The organism is Bradyrhizobium sp. CCBAU 25338 (genome assembly GCF_028128965.1).
GTDB lineage: Bacteria > Pseudomonadota > Alphaproteobacteria > Rhizobiales > Xanthobacteraceae > Bradyrhizobium > Bradyrhizobium liaoningense.
This window is the reverse complement of sequence record NZ_LFKY01000042.1, coordinates 632513-652086: the sequence shown is the minus strand read 5'-3', so window position 1 is coordinate 652086 and position 19574 is coordinate 632513. Positions and strand designations below refer to the sequence as shown.

The window sequence follows — 19574 nt, the reverse complement described above, 5'->3', positions numbered from 1 at the left end:
AAATGGATGCCGGGCTCGCGCTTCGCGCGCCCCGGAATGACCATCGCCTACCCCACGATTCCCGCCGCGACCTGGCCGCGCAGACGCTCCAGGCCGTGCAACGTCTCCGCACAGGCTGCCGCGACCTCCACGCCCTTGATCGCAAAATGCTTGCGGAAGAAGTCGTAGTGCACCTCGGTCTCGTGGAATTGCTGCGGCGTCAACACGGCCGAGAACACCGGCACCTCGGTGCGGAGCTGCACGTCCATCAGCGCCTTGATCACGGTGTCGGCGACGAACTCGTGCCGGTAGATTCCGCCGTCGACGACGAGGCCCGCGGCGACGATCGCGGTGTAGCGCCGCGTCTTGGCGAGGACTTGCGCGTGCAACGGGATCTCGAACGAGCCCGGCACCTCGAACACGTCGACATGGGTGAGGTGCCGCGCCTCCGCCTCCCTCACGAAGGCGATGCGGGCTTCCTCGACGACGTCGCGGTGCCAGCAGGCCTGCACGAAGGCCACCCGCTGCGGCTTGGCAAAGCGCGGATGCTCGATTGCCGGCGGGTCCACGGGAACCGGCGGCTGGGTCGTCTGGGACGTTTCGTTTTGGGGATCTTGCAGCATCTGATTCATGGCTTTCCTCAGTTAAGGACCAGAATCAGGGCACACGGAACGACAAACAGCCGCACCTTGCGATGCGTCTGCCACCGACCGTTCTCTTTCATCCGGACTTTAACCGTCGGCTTCGGAGTTGCACCGAATCTGCTGACCCTTCCCTTCGGCAAAGACTTGGGGAAGGCGCTCGCGGGCTTAGGCCTTTCGGCCCTTACCGCCGGTGGGGACTTTCACCCCGCCCTGAGAACATCGGCCGCCCGGGATGAACGGCCTGACCGGAAATATGCCGCCCTCGCGCAGTCGCGGCAAGCGCGTTCGGCATGGGCAAAGCGCATGGTCCCATGCCGGGGTTGAGGTCCTCCTGGCGCCGGCGCTCGCCGGAACTCGCGATTGGCGGCCCTCCTCGGGAATCTGATTCCGGTTTGTTCTCCTCGATCCGGAATTGGGACCTCCAATGTTAATAATTGTGGCGGAGATGAGCTGTGGACGAACGAGTCCTGGCTTGTGGACGGACTCGCGACCCCGTTGCGCAGATTCCGCAAATCACATCACTTGATCCGCGACAGGCCCGCGCTGATCCGAGGGGCTCGCGAGAGCGACCCCATGGATCGCCGCAGCGACGTTTAGGGAGCGCGCGCCGGACCCAACCGCGTGCGTATCAAAGACAACAAGAAGGCAAGAGGTCGAGACGGCATGTCCCTGCTCGAAGGCACCATCGATTCCAGAAGCCATCCGCTCGCGGTGGTCGAGGACATCGCTGCCAGTAACAACTGGCCGTTCGAACGCTCCGGCGAAGACGAACTCACGATTGTCTCCAAGGGACAATGGACCGACTACCAGCTCTCCTTCACCTGGATGGGCGAGATCGAGGCGTTGCATCTGGCCTGCGCCTTCGACATGAAGATTCCTTTGCCGCGGCGAAGCGAGGTGCAGCGGCTCGTCGCAGCGGTGAACGAGCAGCTGTGGGTCGGCCATTTCGACCTGTGGACCAACACCGGCATGGTGATGCACCGTCAGGCCCTAGTGCTGCCGGGCGGCCTCATCGCCTCGACCGCGCAGTGCGAAGCCATGCTCGCCGGCGCCATCCACGCCTGCGAGCGTTACTTCCCGGCGTTCCAGTTCGTGGTGTGGGCGGGCAAGACCACGGCGCAAGCTATGGACGCGGCGATGTTCGACACGGTGGGCGAGGCGTAAGGTCTCTCTAGATGTGAGGGAGCTGCAGTTCCTCCCCGCCGTCGTCCCGGACAAGCGAAGCGCAGATCCGGGACCCATACCGCGTGATGCCGCTTGTGGCACGACGCTTGTTGCTCTGCCCTCCATCCACTAGAACCGCCTGTGGTATGCGACGAGCGCGAGCGCTCGCGCGGGGTCCCTGCGTTCCCAGGGACGACAGCGAATTTGTGGCAGCAGCGATGGCGAACAGCACCCTTCAAGACATCACCGGCACCATCCTCCTCGCCGGCGCCGGCAAGATGGGCGGCGCGATGCTGACGGGATGGCTGGCGGGCGGGCTCGATCCACGCCGCGTCGCGGTGATCGATCCGCACATTGCGCCCGAGATCTCCGCACTTGCCGCCAAGGGCGTCGTGCTCAACCCCGATGCGAAGACCGCCGGCCCCGTCGAGACGCTGGTCGTTGCGGTCAAGCCGCAGATGTTCCGCGAGGCCGGCGCCAAGCTGAAGCCGTTCGTCTCGGACAGGACCTTGGTGGTCTCGATCATGGCGGGCACCACAATCGCCTCGCTTTCCGAAGTCTGCGGCGGCGCCGTGGTGCGCGCGATGCCGAACACGCCGGCTGCGATCGGCCGCGGCATCACCGTTGCGGTCGCAGCCCGGGACGTCAGCGCCGCCCAGCGTGACGTGGCCGATGCGCTGCTGCGCGCCACCGGCGCGGTCGAGTGGGTCGAGGACGAAGGCCTGATGGACGCGGTCACCGCCGTGTCCGGCTCGGGGCCGGCCTATGTGTTCCTGCTCGCAGAGGAGCTCGCGCGCGCCGGCGTCGAGGCAGGATTGCCCGAAGCGCTGGCGACCAAGCTCGCCCGCGAGACCGTCGCCGGCTCCGGCGAGCTGCTGCACCAGTCGGAGCTTCCCTCGGCCACGCTGCGCCAGAACGTCACCTCGCCCGGCGGCACCACCGCCGCGGCCCTCGGCGTGCTGATGGGCGAGCCCGGTCTGCGCGATCTCATGATCCGCGCGATCGCCGCGGCGACGAGGCGATCGAAGGAGCTGGCGAAGTAACAGGTGCCATAGAGTGGGCAAAGCGACCTGTCCGCCGTAACTCGAAGAGCGAAGGCGGAAGCATGCCCAACCACCTTCATCGCGTTGGAGGAAAAATGGGCACGGCGCTTCGCGCCTTTGCCGAACCTACGGCGTCGTGCCAGCCCCAAGCCGCTTGTTGAACATCTCGACATTGACGAGACCGCGCGCATGGCGGCCCTCGCCGAGCTTGCGCGTGCCCTCGAAGGCCTCGACCTCGAAACGGATGACGCGGCGCTCGACCGCAAACACCTTCGCCGTGGTCCGCACCGTCGCGCCGACCAGCGCCGCGGCAAGATGGCGGATGTCGACCTCGGTGCCGACCGTGACCCAGCCCGGCTGAAGCGCAGCGCGGATCGCATCGCCCGCCGTCATCTCCATCTCCAGGATCATCATCGGGGTCGCATAGACAAACGGCATGCCGGGCACGAAATGCCCGACCGTGCGCTCAGCCGGGACCACCAGCGTTCGCTCGGCACTCATGCCGGCCTTGATGAAATCGCGTGCGTCCATGGTGCTTGCTCAGTGTCGTCCCGGACAAGCGAAGCGGAGCGGAGCGCTGATCCGGGACCCATACCCACAGGATCGAGTTTGATGAAAACTCGGAGTTGCCGGCTTGTTCTTATAACCACTCCCTGTGGTTATAGGTCCCCGCGTTCGCGGGGACGACACCGGTGATTGCTGTTGCGACTGTGGCTACCCACGTCAGCCGAAGCTACTTCTTCGCCGCCGCCGCGCGTTCCACGAAGGTCTTGCCGCCCTTCATCTTGTGGCGCAGCGGGGCCTCGTTGATCTGGATGACGACGGCATCGGCGTCGACGCCGAGATTCTTCACCAGCGCCTGGGTGATGTCGCGCATCATGCCGGCCTTCTGCTCGTCGGTGCGGCCTTCGGCCATGCTGATGGTGATCTCAGGCATCGTTGTCTCCCTGCTGCTGTCGCAATGACCGGGCACGCCCCGGTCCTTCATGAAGGTGCGCATCAAACAGGACGTGGATGCCCGGGACAAGCCCGGGCATGACGCCCGCCGGAATGGCTATCCCCACTTTACGTCATGGCGCGCGAGGACCTCACGCACCTTTGAAACCAGATCGGCTTCGCTGCACGAGAACTGCGCCGGCCGGGTCTCGCGCCATTCCTGGTTGGAGGCGATCGCGGCGGCTGCCTTCGCGCCTTCGATCAGGTCCTTGACCTGCACCTCGCCGCGCGCCTTTTCGTCCGAGCCCTGGATGATGACGCAAGGTGAGTTGCGGCGATCGGCGTATTTGAGCTGGTTGCCCATGTTCTTGGGATTGCCGAGATAGAGCTCGGCGCGGATGCCGGCAGTGCGCAAGCTCGCCACCATCTTCTGGTAGTCGGCGACGCGGTCGCGGTCGAACACGGTGACGACGACGGGGCCGAACTCCAGCCGCGTGTCCAGCTTGCCGAGCAGCGTCAGCGCGGCCTGGAGCCGCGACACGCCGATCGAGAAACCGGTCGCCGGCACCGGCTCGCCGCGGAAGCGCGAGACGAGGCCGTCGTAGCGCCCGCCGCCGCCAACCGAGCCGAACCGCACGGGACGGCCCTTCTCATCCTTGGTGTCGAGCAGCAGTTCGACCTCATAGACCGGGCCGGTGTAATATTCGAGGCCGCGCACGACGGAGGGATCGATCTTGATGCGATCCGCGCCATAACCCGACGCCGTCACCAGCTTGGCGATCTCATCAAGCTCGCTCACGCCGGCCTGCCCCACTTCGCTCTTGGCGAGGTAGGCTTCCGCCGCGGCGATGGCTTCCTTCCAATCGTCGCGCGGCTTGGTGATGGCGAGAACGACGTCGGCTTCCGCCGTGCTCAGGTTGGCGCCTTTGGTGAAGTCGCCCTTGCCTTCTTCACCGCCGTCCCATCGTCCGGGACCAAGCAGCTTGCGCACTTCGTCGGCGGAAAACTTGTCGAGCTTGTCGATCGCGCGCAGCACGGTCAGCCTGCGGCCTGCGTTCTCGTCACCGGCGAGCCCAATGGCTTCCAGAACGCCGTCGAGCACCTTGCGGTTGTTGACCTTCACGACGTACTGGCCGCGCTGAATGCCGAGCGCCTCCATCGTGTCGGCCGCCATCATGCAGATCTCGGCATCCGCCGCCGACGTCGCCGAGCCCACCGTGTCGGCGTCGAACTGCATGAACTGGCGGAAGCGGCCGGGGCCGGGCTTCTCGTTGCGGAACACGTAGCCTGCGCGGTAGCTGCGATAGGGTTTTGGCAACGTGTCGAAATTCTCCGCGACATAGCGGGCGAGCGGCGCGGTCAGGTCGTAACGCAGGCTGATCCACTGCTCGTCATCGTCCTGGAACGAGAACACGCCCTCGTTCGGACGATCCTGGTCGGGCAGGAATTTGCCGAGCGCGTCGGTGTATTCCATCGCCGGCGTCTCCACCGGCTCGAAGCCGTAGAGCTCGTAGACGGCGCGGATCTTCTCGACCATCTCGCGCGTCGCCCGGATCGCTGAGGGATCGCGATCCTCGAGCCCGCGCGGCAGACGCGCCTTCAGTTTCTGGGGTTTTTTGGGTTTCTCGGCCATGCGCGGCGTTTACCAGCCGGGGCGCGGGGCGGCAACCGGTGCTTAGGGGACGCCGTCATTCCGGGGCGATGCGCAAGCATCGAACCCGGAATCTCGAGATTCCCCGGTGCGCAATTGCGCACCTGAGGTCTGGTCCTTCGGACCATCCCGGAATGACGGCCAACTTTTACGGCTGCTCCATCCGGGCCCTGAGGGCGTCGGCATCCGCCTTCGGCAGCGATTTCAGCGTCGGCTTGATGGTCTCGCCGCCGACGATCTTGCCGTTGCGCATGAACATCCAGTCCGAGATGTCGGCGTCGCTGAACGAGACCTTGTCGCCGGCGTGCTTGCCGGGCATGTCGCGCGGCTCGTTGCCGAAGAGGCCGGAATAGGTGCCATTTGGCAGCTTTTTCACCTCGCCAATCCAGATGTGCTCGCCACCCTTGCGGGTCGAGAAGCGCACCTTCAGGGCGTGCCCGGTCTCTGCCGGCTTCGCCGATTCGTAGGAGGCCCAGAAGGTCGGGAGCGTGCCCCGGGCCCGCGCAATCGCCGCGTTCATCTCGGGATCGCTGGTGCGCACGTCGACGATCGGCGAGCGGTCTTGCGCGACCACCTCGTGCGTCGGGCCGATGGCCAGGATGCCGAAGACGGAGAGGCCGGTGATTGCGGCGAGAACGACCCATTTCATGGGCTGGGAGAGTTTTGCTGCCATGATCGCGATATTCAGGATGCCTCGATGTATCCTGGCTTTGTCGCGTCGTCATGTCGGTGCGTTCAGTGCACGAAAAGCCACAAGCATCGCGCTTGTCCCCTCTCCCGTCCTGGGAGAGGGTGCGAGGCGAGAAGGCAGGAAGAGATCAGAACACCTTCCGGATCCAGTTGTGCGGATCGTTGGTGCGACCGTACTGGATGTCGATGAGCTGCTTGCGCAGGCCCATGGCGACAGGGCCGGCGGCGCCGCCCGAAATCTCGAAGTCGCCGCTCACCGAGCGCACCTTGCCGATCGGGGAGATCACAGCGGCGGTGCCGCAGGCGAAGGCTTCCTTCAGCCTGCCGCTGGCCGCATCCTTGCGCCACTGGTCGAGCGAGTACGGCTCCTCGCGCACGGTCTTGCCGGCATCGCGGGCGAGCGTGATGATGGAGTCGCGGGTGATGCCGGGCAGAATGGTGCCGAGCGGCGGCGTCGAGAGCGAGCCGTCGTCGAACACGAAGAACACGTTCATGCCGCCGAGCTCCTCGATGTAGCGGCGCTCGACCGAGTCGAGGAAGACGACCTGATCGCAACCGTGCTGGATCGCTTCGGCCTGGGCGCGCAGGCTCGCGGCATAGTTGCCGCCGCATTTGACGGCGCCGGTGCCGCCGACCGCGGCGCGGGTATAATTCTCGGACGCCCAGATCGAGACCGGCGCAGGCCCGCCCTTGAAGTAGGAGCCGACTGGCGAAGCGATCACCGCAAAAATGTAATCGGACGACGGCTTGACGCCGAGGAAGTTCTCGCTCGCGATCATGAAGGGGCGCAGGTAAAGGCTGCCCTCGCCGCCCGGAATCCAGGCCCGGTCGATGCGCACGACCTGCTCGACCGCCTCGATGAAGACGTCTTCCGGCAGCTGGGCCATTGCCATGCGGTCGGCCGAGTCCCTGAAGCGCCGCGCATTGGCGTCGGGGCGGAACAGGTTCACCCCGCCGTCGTCGCGCTTGTAGGCCTTGAGCCCCTCGAAGATTTCCTGGGCGTAGTGCAGGACCGCGCCGGCCGGATCGAGCTGGAAGTTGGCGCGCGCCTCGATCCGCGCCTCGTACCAGCCGCCCTTGGCCTGGCTGTAGCGGACGATCGCCATGTGATCGGTGAAGACCCGTCCGAAGCCGGGGTCCACCAGCTTGGCGACGCGGTCCTTCTCAGGGGTTGGATTGGATGCGGGCTGGATGTCGAATTTCATGCTCATTCCCTTGCCTCCCGCTGCCGGTGGCGGCGCTGTTCTGGCGCCCGCCTGCCCGATTTCGGGACCCGGCTGGCTTCGATTGGTTTCTGCCGGACCACCGCCAGCCTTTTTACGGCCGGTTTCCGTGGACAGCATGTCGCCGAGGACATGCTTTTGCGGAAGGCGGAAGTCCAGTATGTTTTGCCGAAATGCCGCTCGACAATCGCACGGTAGATCTGATCCGGCCGTCGTCGCCTGTCCGGCTCTCTCCGGCGCCTTGCTCCGATGCTACCCGACGCGAAGCGATCTAAAATTTCGTGCGGGTCGATCGTTTTGTAACATTGAACCCAAGATACGTCAATATGCCTGACATAAATTTCGTGACTTCCCCTCACGACGCCGCCGAGCCCAGGCCGGCCGCAGACGGTGGAGGCAATTTGCGCTGGGATATCATCGAGCTGCTGTTCTTCGCCTACCGCGACTTCGTCGGCGATCCCGACCAGGAGCTGGAGGCGTTCGGCTTCGGCCGGGCCCACCACCGCGTCCTGCATTTCGTCTACCGCTATCCCGGCCTCAAGGTCGCCGATCTCCTCGACGTCCTGCGCATCACCAAGCAGTCGCTCGGCCGCGTGCTCAAGCAGCTGCTGGACGAGAGCTACATCGTGCAGAAGACCGGCGACAATGATCGCCGCCAGCGCCTGCTCTACGCCACGCCGAAGGGCGAGGCGCTGGTGCAGAAGCTCGCCGGCCTGCAGACCACGCGGATCAACAGGGCGCTCGCGGAGATGGCTCCGCAGGATGCCGAGACCGTGAAGCGCTTCCTGCGCGCGATGATCGACCGAGACGATCCGGACAAGGTGCTCGAGACGATCTTCGCTTCCGTCAACCACGACACCAAGGAGTGACCGTGTCGCTCGCTGCCACGCTCGCCCGCCCGCCGGTGCAACCCGCCGACGACGCCCCGCATCTGCTGCTGGTCGACGACGACCGCCGCATCCGCGATCTGCTCTCGCGCTTTCTCGCCAGTGAAGGCTACCGCGTCACCACCGCAGCGAGCGCCGGCGATGCACGCTCGAAACTGCTGGGCTTGCATTTCGACCTCCTGATCCTCGACGTCATGATGCCCGGCGAGACCGGCTTCGATCTCGCCCGCTTCATCCGGACCTCCTCCTCGGTGCCGATCGTGATGCTGACGGCGCGGCACGAGGCGGAAGCGCGCATCGAGGGCTTGCAGATCGGCGCCGACGATTACGTGGCAAAGCCGTTCGAGCCGCGCGAGCTCGCGCTGCGCATCAACAACATCCTCAAGCGCGCCGCCCCGCCGCCACAGGTCGCGATCGTGGAGAAAATTGCCTTCGGTCCCTACGTCTACCATCTCGAGCGCGGCGAATTGCGCCAGGGCGAGGAGGTCATCCATCTCACCGACCGCGAGCGCGAGATGCTGCGGATTCTCTCGGAAACACCGGGAGAGACCGTGCCGCGCAGCGCGCTGACCGGCAACGGCAGCGTCAACGAGCGCGCCGTCGACGTGCAGATCAACCGCCTCAGGCGCAAGATTGAGACCGACCCCGCCAATCCGCTGTTTCTGCAGGCGGTGCGCGGCATCGGCTACCGGCTGGTGGCTTCGCCTTGAGACCTGAGCAGTGAAGCGCGACCGATGAGCACGATCGATACCGGCCTGACGCTGCTGCGAAGCGCCGCCGGCCGCGTCTCCGCCGTCAATGGCTGGATGGGCAACGCGTTCAAGGGCTGGATGCCGACCGGCCTCTACGCCCGCGCGCTTCTCATCATGATCGTGCCGATGGTGGTGCTGCAATCGGTCGTCGCCTTCGTGTTCATGGAACGGCACTGGAACACGGTGACGCGCCGTCTGTCGGCTGCGGTGGTGCAGGACATCGCTGCGCTGATCGATGTCTACAAGGGCTATCCGCAGGACAAGGACCGCGACCAGATCCGCCGCATCGCGCAGCAGCGACTCGGCCTCGTGGTCGATTTCCTGCCCGCCGGCGACATGCCGCCGCCGGGACCAAAACCGTTCTTCTCGCTGCTCGACCAGACGCTGTCGGTGCAGCTCGGCCGCCAGATCGGGCGCTCGTTCTGGATCGACACGGTCGGCCGCTCCAACCTCGTCGAGATCCGCATCCAGCTCGACGACGCCGTGATGCGCGTGTTCGCGCAGCGCAGCGCCGCCTATGCCTCGAACTCGGAGATCTTCCTGTTCTGGATGGTCGGGACGTCCTCGATCCTCTTGATCGTCGCGGTGCTGTTCCTGCGCAACCAGATCAAGCCGATCCTGCGCCTTGCCGATGCCGCCGAGAGCTTCGGCAAGGGCCGCGAGGCGCCGAACTTTCGCCCGAGGGGCGCGCGCGAGGTGCGGCGTGCGGCAGTCGCCTTCCTCGAAATGAAGTCGCGCATCGAGCGCACGATGGAGCAGCGTACCGCGATGCTCGCCGGCGTCAGCCACGATCTGCGCACCATCCTGACCCGCTTCAAGCTCGAGCTGGCGCTGATCGGCGACAGTCCGGAGCTCGAGGGCATGCGCAAGGATGTCGACGAGATGTCGATGATGCTGGAGGATTACCTCGCCTTCGCCCGCGGCGATTCCGGCGAGCAGTCGCAACCGACCGACATGGCCCAGGCCCTCGAAGAGCTGCGGAGCGATGCCGAACGCCACGGCCACATCGCGACCGTCGCGTTCCACGGCCTGCCCGTGGTGACGGTGAAGCCGGCCTCGTTCAAGCGCTGCCTCGCCAACCTCGTCACCAACGCGGCGCGCTACGGCAGGAACATCGCGATCACCGGCCAGCGCGATCACCGTTATTTGACCATCACGGTCGACGACGACGGCCCCGGCATTCCCGCTCACTTGCGCGAAGAGGTGTTCAAGCCGTTCCTGCGGCTGGACAACGCCCGCAACCAGGACGAAGGCGGCACCGGCCTCGGCCTCGCCATCGCCCGCGACATCGCCCGCTCGCATGGCGGCGACATCACGCTCGGCGACAGCCCGATGGGGGGACTAAGGGCGAGCGTGCGGATTCCGGTGTAGGTTGCTCCTGCCTCAAGAACGGGCGAGGGAGCCGCACCGCCTGCGCGGCGAGCAAATCCTACTTCGGCAGCAGCGCCTTCAGCTTGTCCATATCGCGCGTGTTCATCTTGAAGCCGCCGGGCATGACGATGTCACCGGGCTTCTGATCCGGCTTGCAGGCTCCCAGCCACTTGGCTTGCAGCGTCGTGGTGCTATCGCGCCCCGCCGCACCGGCAACGCCGCCTTTTGCGTGCGAAGTGGTCTTCACCGTGTAGGCCGAGTTGAAATCACCGGTGATTTCGGCATGCGAGGTCGTGCTGACGCCGGCGACGTTGCACTCGGAATCGCTGACATAGCCGGTCGCGGTCTTCTTGATCTCCTGCTTGGCGCAGATCTGCTTGGCCATCGGGGAGACGTTGTTGCTCATCTCCTTGTCGACGGTCTCGTCGGTGCAGTGCTGCATGGTCATCTCGGGCACCGGCGAGCCGGTCGTGACCAGCTTCATTTCCCAAAGACCAGCCTTGCGCACCGGCAAATCGTCGGCGCTCGCGGTGCCTGCCGACAACACGAGACAAGTGGCCGCGCCGAGCAAAGCGAGTTTGCGCCTCATGTGGAGGGCTCCCGGCTGAGAGAGTGCGGACCTTCGACGGCGCCTCAGTAAAGCGTCCGGATCGGCTGCTCGGCGGCACCATAGGGCACCCAGCGGCAGGCGAAAGAGATGTAACCGCCGTCATAGCCCTGCACCGCCAGGAATTTGGCGACCTTGCCGTAGCGTGCGCAGTGATCGACAGCGACCTGACGCGCGTCGACCCGGGTCGCCATCGAATAAGCGATGATCCCGCCGGTGTCGTTGCCCTTGAACGGCGGCACGATATCGGCGCGCGCCGACTGGCTCGCCATCATACCCAGGGCAAGAAGGCCAGCGGCCGCAATGATTCGCATTCCCGTCACTCCAGTTGGCTGGCGCCAGTCTACGGTGCCGGGATGGAAGTGAAAAGAACAGAAGCCCGGTTAGCCGCGACGTCCTGGTCAACTCCTGGCCAAGTGTTGCCGCGCTGCACTTGACCTCCCCCGGCCTTCGCGGCACCGTCTGAGCTTCGCAAGACCTGAGCTGTCTGGATTGACCATGCGCGCCCCCTCCCCGAAATCGCTTCGCTTTGCCGCCCTTCTCGGCCTCATGTTCGGGGCGCTGTCGCTCGGCGAGGCCAGGGCCGCCAATCCGCTGGAGCTGAATTTCTGGCTGAGCGGACCGCGCTACGACGGCGCCGTCGTCGATTGCGACAAGGCCCTGCCGACGATCGCCACCCAGTTCTGGGAAAAAGAGAGCTCGTTCTGGAATTCCTCGTTGAAGATCACCGGCTTCTCCGCCGTTCACGAGGTCGCGTTCAGGCCCTGGCAGTCCGACAACATTCCCCGCCGCTATTGCACCGGCGATGCCATGCTCAATGACGGCAAGGTGCGCAAAGTGCACTTCTCGATCGCCGAGGATGCTGGTTTCGCCGGCTATGGCGATGGCGTCGAATGGTGCGTGGTCGGGCTCGACCGCAACTGGGCCTACAATCCGGCTTGCCGCGCCGCCAAGCCCTGATCCGAAGAGCGCCTGATTCGGGCTGACCAACCGGCAGACGACAGCCGCTTCGAATTTTGTTCTTGAAATGTTCTCTTTGCCTGCTAGGCTGCGTGCACAGTCTAGTTGAGGGGCGTTGCCATGTTTCATCCCAGATTGCGTTCGTTGTCCCGTTTGATGATCTCGCTGACCCTCGCCGCCGGGCTGGCAACGCTCGCCGGCGGCGCGAAAGCCCAGGACAAGCGGCAGAACGCGCCGGGCGAGTTCGACTTCTATGTGCTCGCGCTGTCATGGTCGCCCTCGTTCTGCGAAGAGGCGGCCGAGCGTGGCGGCCGTTCCCAGATCCAGTGCGGCGGACGGCCCTACGCTTTCGTCGTGCATGGGCTGTGGCCGCAATATGAGAATGGCTTCCCGGAATATTGCCAGCGGCCGGCGCCGCGGCTGAACCGCAACATCGTGTCCTCGATGCTCGATTTGATGCCGGCGCCGGGCCTGATCTTCAACGAATGGGACAAGCATGGCACCTGCTCGGGGCTCGAGGGCCGCAGCTATTTCGAGACGATCCGGAAAGCGCGCGCCGCGATCAAGATCCCGGCCGACTATCTCGATCTGTCACAGGCCAAGACCGTAGCGCCGGCGGAGGTCGAGGAGGCCTTCATCAAGGCCAATCCGGGCCTCAGCAATGCCAGCATCTCGGTCACCTGCAACCGGACACGGCTGTCCGAGGTCCGCATCTGCCTCAGCAGGGACCTGCAATTCCGCGCCTGCGACGAGATCGAGCGCCGCGCCTGCCGCCGCGACCAGGTGACGATGCCGCCGATCAGGGGCGGTTGAGGCCGACTGCTCCGATCGTCGTTTCGGGGCGCGCACCGCGCGAACTATGATGCGCAGCATCGCGCGATGTCGTAACTCTCCGCCATGAACTACCGCCACGCCTTCCACGCCGGCAGCTTCGCCGATGTCATCAAGCACATCGTGCTGGCGCGCATCCTCACTTATTTGCAGGACAAGCCGGCGGCGTTCCGCGTCATCGACACCCATGCCGGCGCCGGCCTCTACGATCTCGACAGCGACGAGGCGCGCCGGGGCGGCGAATGGCTGACCGGCATTGCGCGGCTGCTGCAGGCGCGCCTGTCGAACGAGACCGCGGCGCTGACCAAGCCCTATCTCGACATCGTCCGCGCCTTCAATCCGAAGGGCGAGCTCAAGGCCTATCCGGGCTCGCCGTTGATCGCGCGCGGCCTGCTCAGGCCGCAGGACCGGCTCGTCGCCTGCGAGGTCGAGCCGAAGGCGCGGAAAGCGCTGATCGACGTGCTGCGCCGCGACGAACAGGCCCGCGTGGTCGATCTCGACGGCTGGGTGGCACTGCCGGCCTTCGTGCCGCCGAAGGAGCGGCGCGGCCTCGTGCTGATCGACCCGCCCTTCGAGGCCAAGGACGAGTTCGAACGGCTGGGCGAAGCCTTCTCGACAGCTTTCGTGAAATGGCCGACCGGTATCTATGTAATCTGGTATCCCGCCAAGAGCCGGCGTGCCACCGACACGCTGGCGCAGCTTGTGGCGCGGCTCGCATCCGCAGCAAAACCGCCGGGAAAAAGCCTGCGCCTCGAATTCAGCGCTGCGCCGCAAGTCGATGGCGGGCCCCTCACATCGACCGGGCTTTTGATCGTCAATCCGCCCTACACGCTGCAAGGCGAGCTCAAGACCATCCTGCCCGAACTGGAAATGCCGCTCGGCCAGGGCGGGGCTGCCAGATTCCGATTGGAGGTGCCCAAGCCTTAAAGCCAAGCCGTAACACTCCGGCATTCTTGGGAAAAATATGCAGGAACGGTAGTCAATCTGCGAAGAACCGTATTATGCTGTTTCCGTGACTGGCTTTACGTTCCGCTTCCGCGAATGGTTGCGGCGGAGTGAAGGCCTAAGAAAGATCCGGCCGGACCGATGGTCCGTCCAAGGATGGCCAGCTCCCGGGCTCCGTAAGGCCCGGTCATGTCGTGACGTGAGTCTGCGTCGCGGCGGAGGAGCAATGAGGGGGAGTTTCCCGATGGCCATGACGGGAACGGTCAAGTTCTTCAACGGCGAGCGCGGCTACGGTTTCATCAAGCCTGACGACGGCGGTCGCGATGTCTTCGTTCACATCACCGCTGTGGAGCGGGCGGGACTGAAGGACCTTGCCGAAGGACAGCGTATCACTTTCGAAGTCGAACCGGACAAGAAGGGGAAAGGGCCGAAGGCGGTCAACCTGGTGATCCTAGCCTAGGGAGCCTGGCGCAAAAAAATCCCGGCCGCGAGCGGCCGGGAGGCTGGTCCGGTATTTTCTTCTTGAGACGTCAGAAGTGATAGTTCACGCCTGCGCGGACAACGTTGGCGCTATAGCCGTTTGACACGCCCGTAATCGCGAACTGACTCGTGGACAGATCGATGTAGAGATATTCGAGCTTGACGCTCCAGTTCGGCGCGAGGCCCACTTCCGCGCCGGCACCGATGGTCCAGCCCGCGGTGGTGTGCGACTCCGTCCAGCCGAAGGTCTGCCCACGCAGCTCGCCGAACGCAAGGCCGGCGGTGCCGTAGAAGAGCACGTTGCTGAACGCATATCCCGCGCGGCCGCGCAGGGTGCCGAACCACGGATTGGAGAATTTCCACGGCGCGAAGGTGTCGTCGGCGCCGGCGGCCTGGATGTCGCCCTCGACACCAAACACCCACGGGCCGTTCTGGAAATTGTAGCCGGCTTGCACGCCGCCGACGAAGCCCGACGGCTTCGAGGGATTGTTGTCGACCGAGCCCCATTCATAACCGATGTTGCCGCCAAGATAGGGGCCCGCCCAGCTATAGGCATTGAGCGGCTGGTTGACGGTGTAGGGCGCACGTTGCCCATAACTCAGATCGGCGGCCTCTGCCGAAGCCGTCCAGCCGGCTGCAACCAACGCGGCCGCGCCCACAACGAGCCCCTTCATCACTCACTCCAACGCAACTGTCGCAACCTGCACGATGCCTGCGCCGCCGCGCCGGCCCGGCCGCATGGTTACGGAACCAAGAACTTTTCGCGTAGGATTTATCGAGAGTTTTAAGTTAAAGGGCTGTTAAGTCGGGTTACTGCGCTGTTAACAGACTTAAGGAAGCGTTACCGGGACCTGTGCGTGCGGCAGGGCCGGAACTTCAAATCGACACCCCCAGCGCCTAAATTCGTCCCATGGTTCACGATTCCACCGACAATCCGGACGACGCACGCGCGCGCAAATCCCGGCGCGGCATGGCACCGGATGGCCCCCAGGAGATCCAACAGGAGACGGCGCCGCCGGACCTCGATCCCGCCAGCGCAAGCGGCGACGACGAGGACGATGCGCGGCTGCCTGATATCCTGGAAGAGAGTGGTGCCGTCGGCGAAGGCCCGCTCGCGACCGGCCACGAGGCGATCGAACGCGCGGTTCGGCTCGCCCCCACCTCGCCCGGCGTCTATCGCATGCTCAATGCGAATTCCGACGTGCTCTACGTCGGCAAGGCCAAGAACGTCAAAAAGCGCCTGTCCAGCTATGCGCGCCAGAGTGCGCCGCTGCCGGCCCGCATCCTGCGCATGATCGCCGCCACCGTCACCGTGGAGATCGTCTCGACCAACACCGAGACCGAGGCGCTGCTGCTCGAGGCGAACCTCATCAAGCAGCTGCGGCCGCGCTTCAACGTGCAGTTGCGCGACGACAAGTCGTTTCCCTATATCCTGATCACCGGCGACCATTGGGCGCCGCAGATCCTGAAACATCGCGGCGCGCAGACCCGGCCCGGGCGCTATTTCGGCCCGTTCGCCTCCGCGGGCGCGGTCAACCGAACCATCACGGCGCTGCAGCGCGCGTTCCTGATCCGCTCCTGCACCGATTCCTTCTTCGAGAGCCGCACCCGGCCCTGCCTGCTCTACCAGATCCGCCGCTGCGCCGGCCCCTGCACCCGCGAGATCGATTTTCCCGGCTATACGACGCTCGTGCGCGAGGCGACCGACTTCCTCTCCGGCAAAAGCCATGCGGTGAAGCAGGAGCTTGCCGGGGAGATGGAGAAGGCGGCCAACGAGCTCGAATTCGAGCGCGCCGCGCTCTACCGCGACCGCCTTGCCGCGCTCTCGGCGATCCAGTCGCAGCAGGGCATCAATCCGCGCACGGTGGAAGAAGCCGACGTGTTCGCCATCCACCAGGAGGGTGGCTTCTCCTGCGTCGAGGTGTTCTTCTTCCGCACCGGCCAGAACTGGGGCAACCGCGCCTATTTCCCACGCGCGGAAAAGACCTTTACGCCGGAAGAAGTGCTCGGCTCGTTCCTCGCCCAGTTCTACGACGACAAGCCGCCCCCGAAGAACATCCTGCTGTCGCACGAGATCGAGGAGAGCGAGCTGCTCGCCAATGCGCTGTCGATCAAGGCCGGCCACAAGGTCGAGGTCACGGCGCCCAAGCGCGGCGAGAAGAAGGAGCTCGTCACCCACGCGCTGACCAATGCGCGCGAGGCGCTCGGCCGCAAGCTCGCGGACACCGCGACGCAAGGCCGCCTGCTGGACGCCATGGCCGCGACGTTGAACCTGCCGCACCCGCCCAAGCGCATCGAGGTCTACGACAACAGCCACATCCAGGGCACCAATGCGGTCGGCGCCATGATCGTCGCGGGACCCGACGGCTTCGTGAAGAATCAGTACCGCAAGTTCAACATCAAGTCGGAAGGACTGACGCCCGGCGACGATTACGCCATGATGCGCGAAGTGCTGGAGCGCCGCTTCAAGCGCCTGATCAATCCGCCCGAGGAGGGTGCAGCCAAGGCGAAGGACGACGACTTCCCGCAATGGCCCGACCTCGTGATCATCGACGGCGGCCGCGGGCAGCTCAACGCCGTCCGCGAGATCTTTGCAAATCTCGGCCTGACAGAGGTGTCGCTGATGTCGGTCGCCAAGGGACCGGACCGGGATGCCGGCCGTGAGACCCTGTTCATGCCGGAACGCGAGGCCATCAAGCTCGAGCCGCGCGATCCCGTGCTCTATTTCATTCAGCGCCTGCGCGACGAGGCCCACCGCTTCGTCATCGGTTCGCACCGCAAGCTGCGCAAGAAGGACATCCGCGAGGCCGGCCTGCAGGAGATTCCGGGCATCGGCCCGTCACGCAAACGTGCCTTGCTGCATCATTTCGGGACCCTGAAGGAGATCGAGCGGGCCTCGATCGCCGATCTCGGCAAGGTTCCGGGGGTGAGCGCCGAGAGCGCCCGCAGGATTTTCGAGTATTTCCATCCCCAGCCGGGATGAACTAAAGGGGGACCGCGGTCATATGGTCGTCGTATCCCGCACCCATCTGGGAAGCGGAACGGTTGACCTTCAGGCTCCAGCGGTATTGGTAGGACGGATGAACATCGCCACGACACGAGGGACGACCAGGCGCGCGATGTCCCTCCCGAACATCCTGACCTATGGCCGGATCGCCGCGATTCCGGTCGTGGTCGGATGCATTTACGCGCAGTCCATCCTGGATCAGCCGCTGTGGCTGCGCTGGGTCGCGGTTGCCATCTTCATTGCGGCTGCGGTCACCGACTACCTCGACGGCTATTACGCGCGGATCTGGAATCAGCAATCGGCATTCGGCCGGATGCTCGATCCGATCGCCGACAAGCTGCTGGTCGCCTCCTGCCTGCTGATGCTCGCCGCCGACGGCATCATCCACGGCTGGTCGCTGTGGGCCGCCATCGTGATCCTGTGCCGGGAGATCCTGGTCTCGGGCTTGCGCGAATACCTCGCTGCGCTCCGCGTCAGCGTGCCCGTGACCAAGCTTGCGAAGTGGAAGACCACGGTCCAGCTGGTTGCGATCGGCTTCCTGCTCGCCGGCCCGGCTGGCGACGAGGTGCTGCCCGTCGTCTCGATGATCGGGCTGGCGCTGTTGTGGGCCTCGGCGATCCTCACCATCTACACCGGCTACGACTATTTCCGTGCGGGCATCCATCACCTCATCAAGGAGGACGAGGGATGAAGGTGAAGTATTTCGCCTGGGTGCGCGAGCGCGTCGGCAAGGCCGAGGAGACGATCGAGCCGCCCCCGAACGTGCGCACCGTCGAGGAGCTGATCGCCTGGCTGTCCGGCCAAGGCGAGGCTTATGCGTATGCGTTCGAGAAGCCAAAGGTGATCCGCACCGCGATCGACCACGCCCACGTCAAATCAGACGCCGAAATCGCGGGCGCCCGCGAGATCGCGTTCTTCCCGCCGATGACCGGCGGCTAGGCTCATGACCTGCCCCGTCACCATCCGCATCCAGGAAGACGATTTCGACATCGCGCGCGAGATCGCGCTCCTGACGAACAGCCGCACTGACATCGGCGCGGTCGTGAGCTTCTCCGGCATCTGCCGCGCCGACGAGGACAGCGCCAAAGTCGCCGCGCTCGCGCTCGAACATTATCCCGGCATGGCAGAAGAGGAGATCGGGCGCCATGTCGACGAGGCAACCTCGCGCTGGCCGCTGAACGGCGTCACGGTGATCCACCGCGTCGGCCGCTTCATGCCCGGCCAGAACATCGTGCTGGTGCTGACCGCCTCGCAGCACCGACAGGCCGCGTTCCAGGCGGCCGAGTTCCTGATGGACTACCTCAAGACCAGCGCGCCGTTCTGGAAGAAGGAAGAGAGCGCCACCGGCACGGGCTGGGTCGAGGCCCACGCCCGCGACGACGAAGCGGCCGCGCGCTGGACGAAATCCTGATGGCAAAAGCCTCCAAGAGAACCCCGCGCGGCCGCGCCGCGCCGAGGCTTGCGAAAGTCGGACGCGGCGAGCTTCTCACGCTGCTCGACTTCGTCCGCTACGCGGTGAGCCGCTTCGTCGAAGCCAGGCTCGCTTTTGCCCATGGCACCACCGATCCAGTCGCGGAAGCCGCCTTCCTGGTCTGCGAGGCGCTGCATCTCAATCCCGAACAGTTCGAGGCCTTCGCCAAGGCCCGCGTCACGGCCGCCGAGAGCAAGATTCTGCTCGACCTGATCCACAAGCGCGTCACCACACGCAAACCGGCCGCCTATCTCGTCAACAAGATCTATATGCGCGGCCTGCCCTTCTATGTCGACGAGCGGGTCATCGTTCCGCGCTCCTTCATCGGCGAGCTCCTGGATTCGCATTTCGGCAGCGAGGGCGAGGCCGGCTCGCTGATCGACGACCCCACGGCGGTCGCGCGCGTGCTCGACCTCTGCACGGGATCGGGATGCCTCGCCATCCTCGCCGCGCATCATTTCCCGAACGCCACCGTCGATGCCGTCGACATCTCCAAGGGGGCACTTGAAGTCGCCGCGCGCAATGTCGGCGAATACGGGCTCGAGGACCGGATCACCCTCTATCGCGGCGACCTGTTCGCCCCGCTCGGCGACAACAGATACGACCTGATCATCACCAATCCGCCTTACGTCGATGCCGAAGGCATGGCGGCGTTGCCGCCGGAGTGCCGGGCCGAGCCGAAGCTCGCCTTCGACGGCGGCGCCGATGGTCTCGACGTGGTGCGCCGCATCCTGCGCGATGCGCCCGATCACCTGACGCCGGATGGCGGGTTGATCTGCGAGATCGGCCGCGGCCGCGAACTGGTCGACGAAGCCTTTCCGGAGCTGCCGCTGCTCTGGCTGGACACCGAGGATTCCGAGGGCGAGGTGTTCTGGATCGCAGCCGCCGATCTCGGCTGATTCAGCACGACGGATCACGCTCCGTCGGAACAAG

Annotated in this window: 23 protein-coding genes and 1 riboswitch; of the genes, 14 read left to right on the top strand and 9 right to left on the bottom strand. The window is 65.2% G+C overall.

From position 1 onward, the window contains the following. Positions 1–47: 47 nt before the first annotated feature. Positions 48–611 (bottom strand): 6,7-dimethyl-8-ribityllumazine synthase, encoded by a 564-nt coding sequence (locus ACM42_RS32860; protein WP_271532043.1) that lies wholly within the window; start codon positions 609–611, stop codon positions 48–50. Between the two features lie 76 nt (positions 612–687). Further along, positions 688–845, bottom strand: a riboswitch (FMN riboswitch). Positions 846–1286: 441 nt separating this feature from the next. Between ACM42_RS32860 and ACM42_RS32855 the strand changes: the two genes are divergently transcribed. Together ACM42_RS32855 and proC are read left to right on the top strand one after the other, a co-directional pair. Beyond that, complete coding sequence (locus ACM42_RS32855) at positions 1287–1787, top strand: YbjN domain-containing protein (protein ID WP_028176645.1); 501 nt, start codon at positions 1287–1289, stop codon at positions 1785–1787. A gap of 218 nt (positions 1788–2005) precedes the next feature. Then, entirely contained in the window at positions 2006–2830 is an 825-nt protein-coding gene (gene proC / locus ACM42_RS32850) for a pyrroline-5-carboxylate reductase (protein WP_271532041.1), read from the top strand. Between the two features lie 126 nt (positions 2831–2956). Here proC and ACM42_RS32845 read toward each other — a convergent pair whose 3' ends face one another. The 5 genes from ACM42_RS32845 to ACM42_RS32825 all read right to left on the bottom strand — a co-directional run bounded on the left by ACM42_RS32845 (position 2957) and on the right by ACM42_RS32825 (position 7318). After that, on the bottom strand, positions 2957–3361 hold the full coding sequence (locus ACM42_RS32845; protein ID WP_271532039.1) for a thioesterase family protein: 405 nt from the start codon (positions 3359–3361) through the stop codon (positions 2957–2959). Between the two features lie 202 nt (positions 3362–3563). Continuing rightward, positions 3564–3818, bottom strand: coding sequence for a tautomerase family protein (locus ACM42_RS32840; RefSeq protein WP_271532284.1), 255 nt, complete (start codon positions 3816–3818; stop codon positions 3564–3566). A gap of 66 nt (positions 3819–3884) precedes the next feature. Beyond that, positions 3885–5399, bottom strand: coding sequence for a histidine--tRNA ligase (hisS, locus tag ACM42_RS32835; RefSeq protein WP_271532037.1), 1515 nt, complete (start codon positions 5397–5399; stop codon positions 3885–3887). 166 nt (positions 5400–5565) lie between these two features. Beyond that, on the bottom strand, positions 5566–6090 hold the full coding sequence (locus tag ACM42_RS32830; RefSeq protein WP_271532035.1) for a YegJ family protein: 525 nt from the start codon (positions 6088–6090) through the stop codon (positions 5566–5568). 145 nt (positions 6091–6235) lie between these two features. Next, the gene (locus tag ACM42_RS32825) at positions 6236–7318 is read right to left on the bottom strand and encodes a branched-chain amino acid aminotransferase (protein ID WP_271532033.1); all 1083 of its coding nucleotides are present in this window, start codon (positions 7316–7318) and stop codon (positions 6236–6238) included. A 338-nt stretch (positions 7319–7656) separates the two neighbouring features. Between ACM42_RS32825 and ACM42_RS32820 the strand changes: the two genes are divergently transcribed. The 3 genes from ACM42_RS32820 to ACM42_RS32810 are packed head-to-tail and all read left to right on the top strand — an operon-like array spanning position 7657 to position 10340. Continuing rightward, positions 7657–8199 (top strand): MarR family winged helix-turn-helix transcriptional regulator, encoded by a 543-nt coding sequence (locus ACM42_RS32820; protein ID WP_271532031.1) that lies wholly within the window; start codon positions 7657–7659, stop codon positions 8197–8199. Further along, entirely contained in the window at positions 8196–8927 is a 732-nt protein-coding gene (locus tag ACM42_RS32815; protein ID WP_271532029.1) for a response regulator, read from the top strand. Before ACM42_RS32820 ends, ACM42_RS32815 begins: the two co-directional genes overlap by 4 nt. A gap of 24 nt (positions 8928–8951) precedes the next feature. Beyond that, positions 8952–10340 carry an ATP-binding protein gene (locus tag ACM42_RS32810; RefSeq protein WP_271532027.1) on the top strand — a complete coding sequence of 463 codons (1389 nt, stop codon included), beginning with the start codon at positions 8952–8954 and terminating at the stop codon, positions 10338–10340. Between the two features lie 58 nt (positions 10341–10398). Here ACM42_RS32810 and ACM42_RS32805 read toward each other — a convergent pair whose 3' ends face one another. Together ACM42_RS32805 and ACM42_RS32800 are read right to left on the bottom strand one after the other, a co-directional pair. Beyond that, positions 10399–10929: a DUF3617 domain-containing protein gene (locus ACM42_RS32805; protein ID WP_028176636.1), complete on the bottom strand. Its 531-nt coding sequence runs from the start codon at positions 10927–10929 to the stop codon at positions 10399–10401. 44 nt (positions 10930–10973) lie between these two features. Further along, the gene (locus ACM42_RS32800; protein ID WP_028176635.1) at positions 10974–11261 is read right to left on the bottom strand and encodes a hypothetical protein; all 288 of its coding nucleotides are present in this window, start codon (positions 11259–11261) and stop codon (positions 10974–10976) included. A 184-nt stretch (positions 11262–11445) separates the two neighbouring features. On the opposite strand from ACM42_RS32800, the gene ACM42_RS32795 reads away from it, so the two are divergent. The 4 genes from ACM42_RS32795 to ACM42_RS32780 all read left to right on the top strand — a co-directional run bounded on the left by ACM42_RS32795 (position 11446) and on the right by ACM42_RS32780 (position 14143). After that, complete coding sequence (locus ACM42_RS32795) at positions 11446–11907, top strand: hypothetical protein (RefSeq protein ID WP_271532025.1); 462 nt, start codon at positions 11446–11448, stop codon at positions 11905–11907. 120 nt (positions 11908–12027) lie between these two features. After that, positions 12028–12720, top strand: coding sequence for a ribonuclease T2 (locus ACM42_RS32790; protein WP_271532023.1), 693 nt, complete (start codon positions 12028–12030; stop codon positions 12718–12720). 84 nt (positions 12721–12804) lie between these two features. Further along, positions 12805–13665, top strand: coding sequence for a 23S rRNA (adenine(2030)-N(6))-methyltransferase RlmJ (locus ACM42_RS32785; protein WP_271532021.1), 861 nt, complete (start codon positions 12805–12807; stop codon positions 13663–13665). 262 nt (positions 13666–13927) lie between these two features. After that, complete coding sequence (locus tag ACM42_RS32780; RefSeq protein ID WP_028176631.1) at positions 13928–14143, top strand: cold-shock protein; 216 nt, start codon at positions 13928–13930, stop codon at positions 14141–14143. A gap of 70 nt (positions 14144–14213) precedes the next feature. Here the strand turns inward: ACM42_RS32780 and ACM42_RS32775 are convergent, their stop codons facing one another. Then, the gene (locus ACM42_RS32775; protein WP_028176630.1) at positions 14214–14837 is read right to left on the bottom strand and encodes an outer membrane protein; all 624 of its coding nucleotides are present in this window, start codon (positions 14835–14837) and stop codon (positions 14214–14216) included. Positions 14838–15073: 236 nt separating this feature from the next. On the opposite strand from ACM42_RS32775, the gene uvrC reads away from it, so the two are divergent. The 5 genes from uvrC to prmB all read left to right on the top strand — a co-directional run bounded on the left by uvrC (position 15074) and on the right by prmB (position 19540). Next, positions 15074–17146: an excinuclease ABC subunit UvrC gene (gene uvrC / locus ACM42_RS32770; protein ID WP_271532014.1), complete on the top strand. Its 2073-nt coding sequence runs from the start codon at positions 15074–15076 to the stop codon at positions 17144–17146. Between the two features lie 97 nt (positions 17147–17243). Continuing rightward, positions 17244–17861: a CDP-diacylglycerol--glycerol-3-phosphate 3-phosphatidyltransferase gene (pgsA, locus tag ACM42_RS32765; protein ID WP_271532012.1), complete on the top strand. Its 618-nt coding sequence runs from the start codon at positions 17244–17246 to the stop codon at positions 17859–17861. Further along, positions 17858–18109: a molybdopterin converting factor subunit 1 gene (gene moaD / locus ACM42_RS32760; protein ID WP_271532010.1), complete on the top strand. Its 252-nt coding sequence runs from the start codon at positions 17858–17860 to the stop codon at positions 18107–18109. Before pgsA ends, moaD begins: the two co-directional genes overlap by 4 nt. 4 nt (positions 18110–18113) lie before the next feature. Next, positions 18114–18581, top strand: coding sequence for a molybdenum cofactor biosynthesis protein MoaE (locus ACM42_RS32755; protein WP_271532008.1), 468 nt, complete (start codon positions 18114–18116; stop codon positions 18579–18581). Next, positions 18581–19540, top strand: coding sequence for a 50S ribosomal protein L3 N(5)-glutamine methyltransferase (gene prmB, locus ACM42_RS32750; protein ID WP_271532006.1), 960 nt, complete (start codon positions 18581–18583; stop codon positions 19538–19540). Before ACM42_RS32755 ends, prmB begins: the two co-directional genes overlap by 1 nt. The last annotated feature ends 34 nt before the right edge of the window (positions 19541–19574 follow it).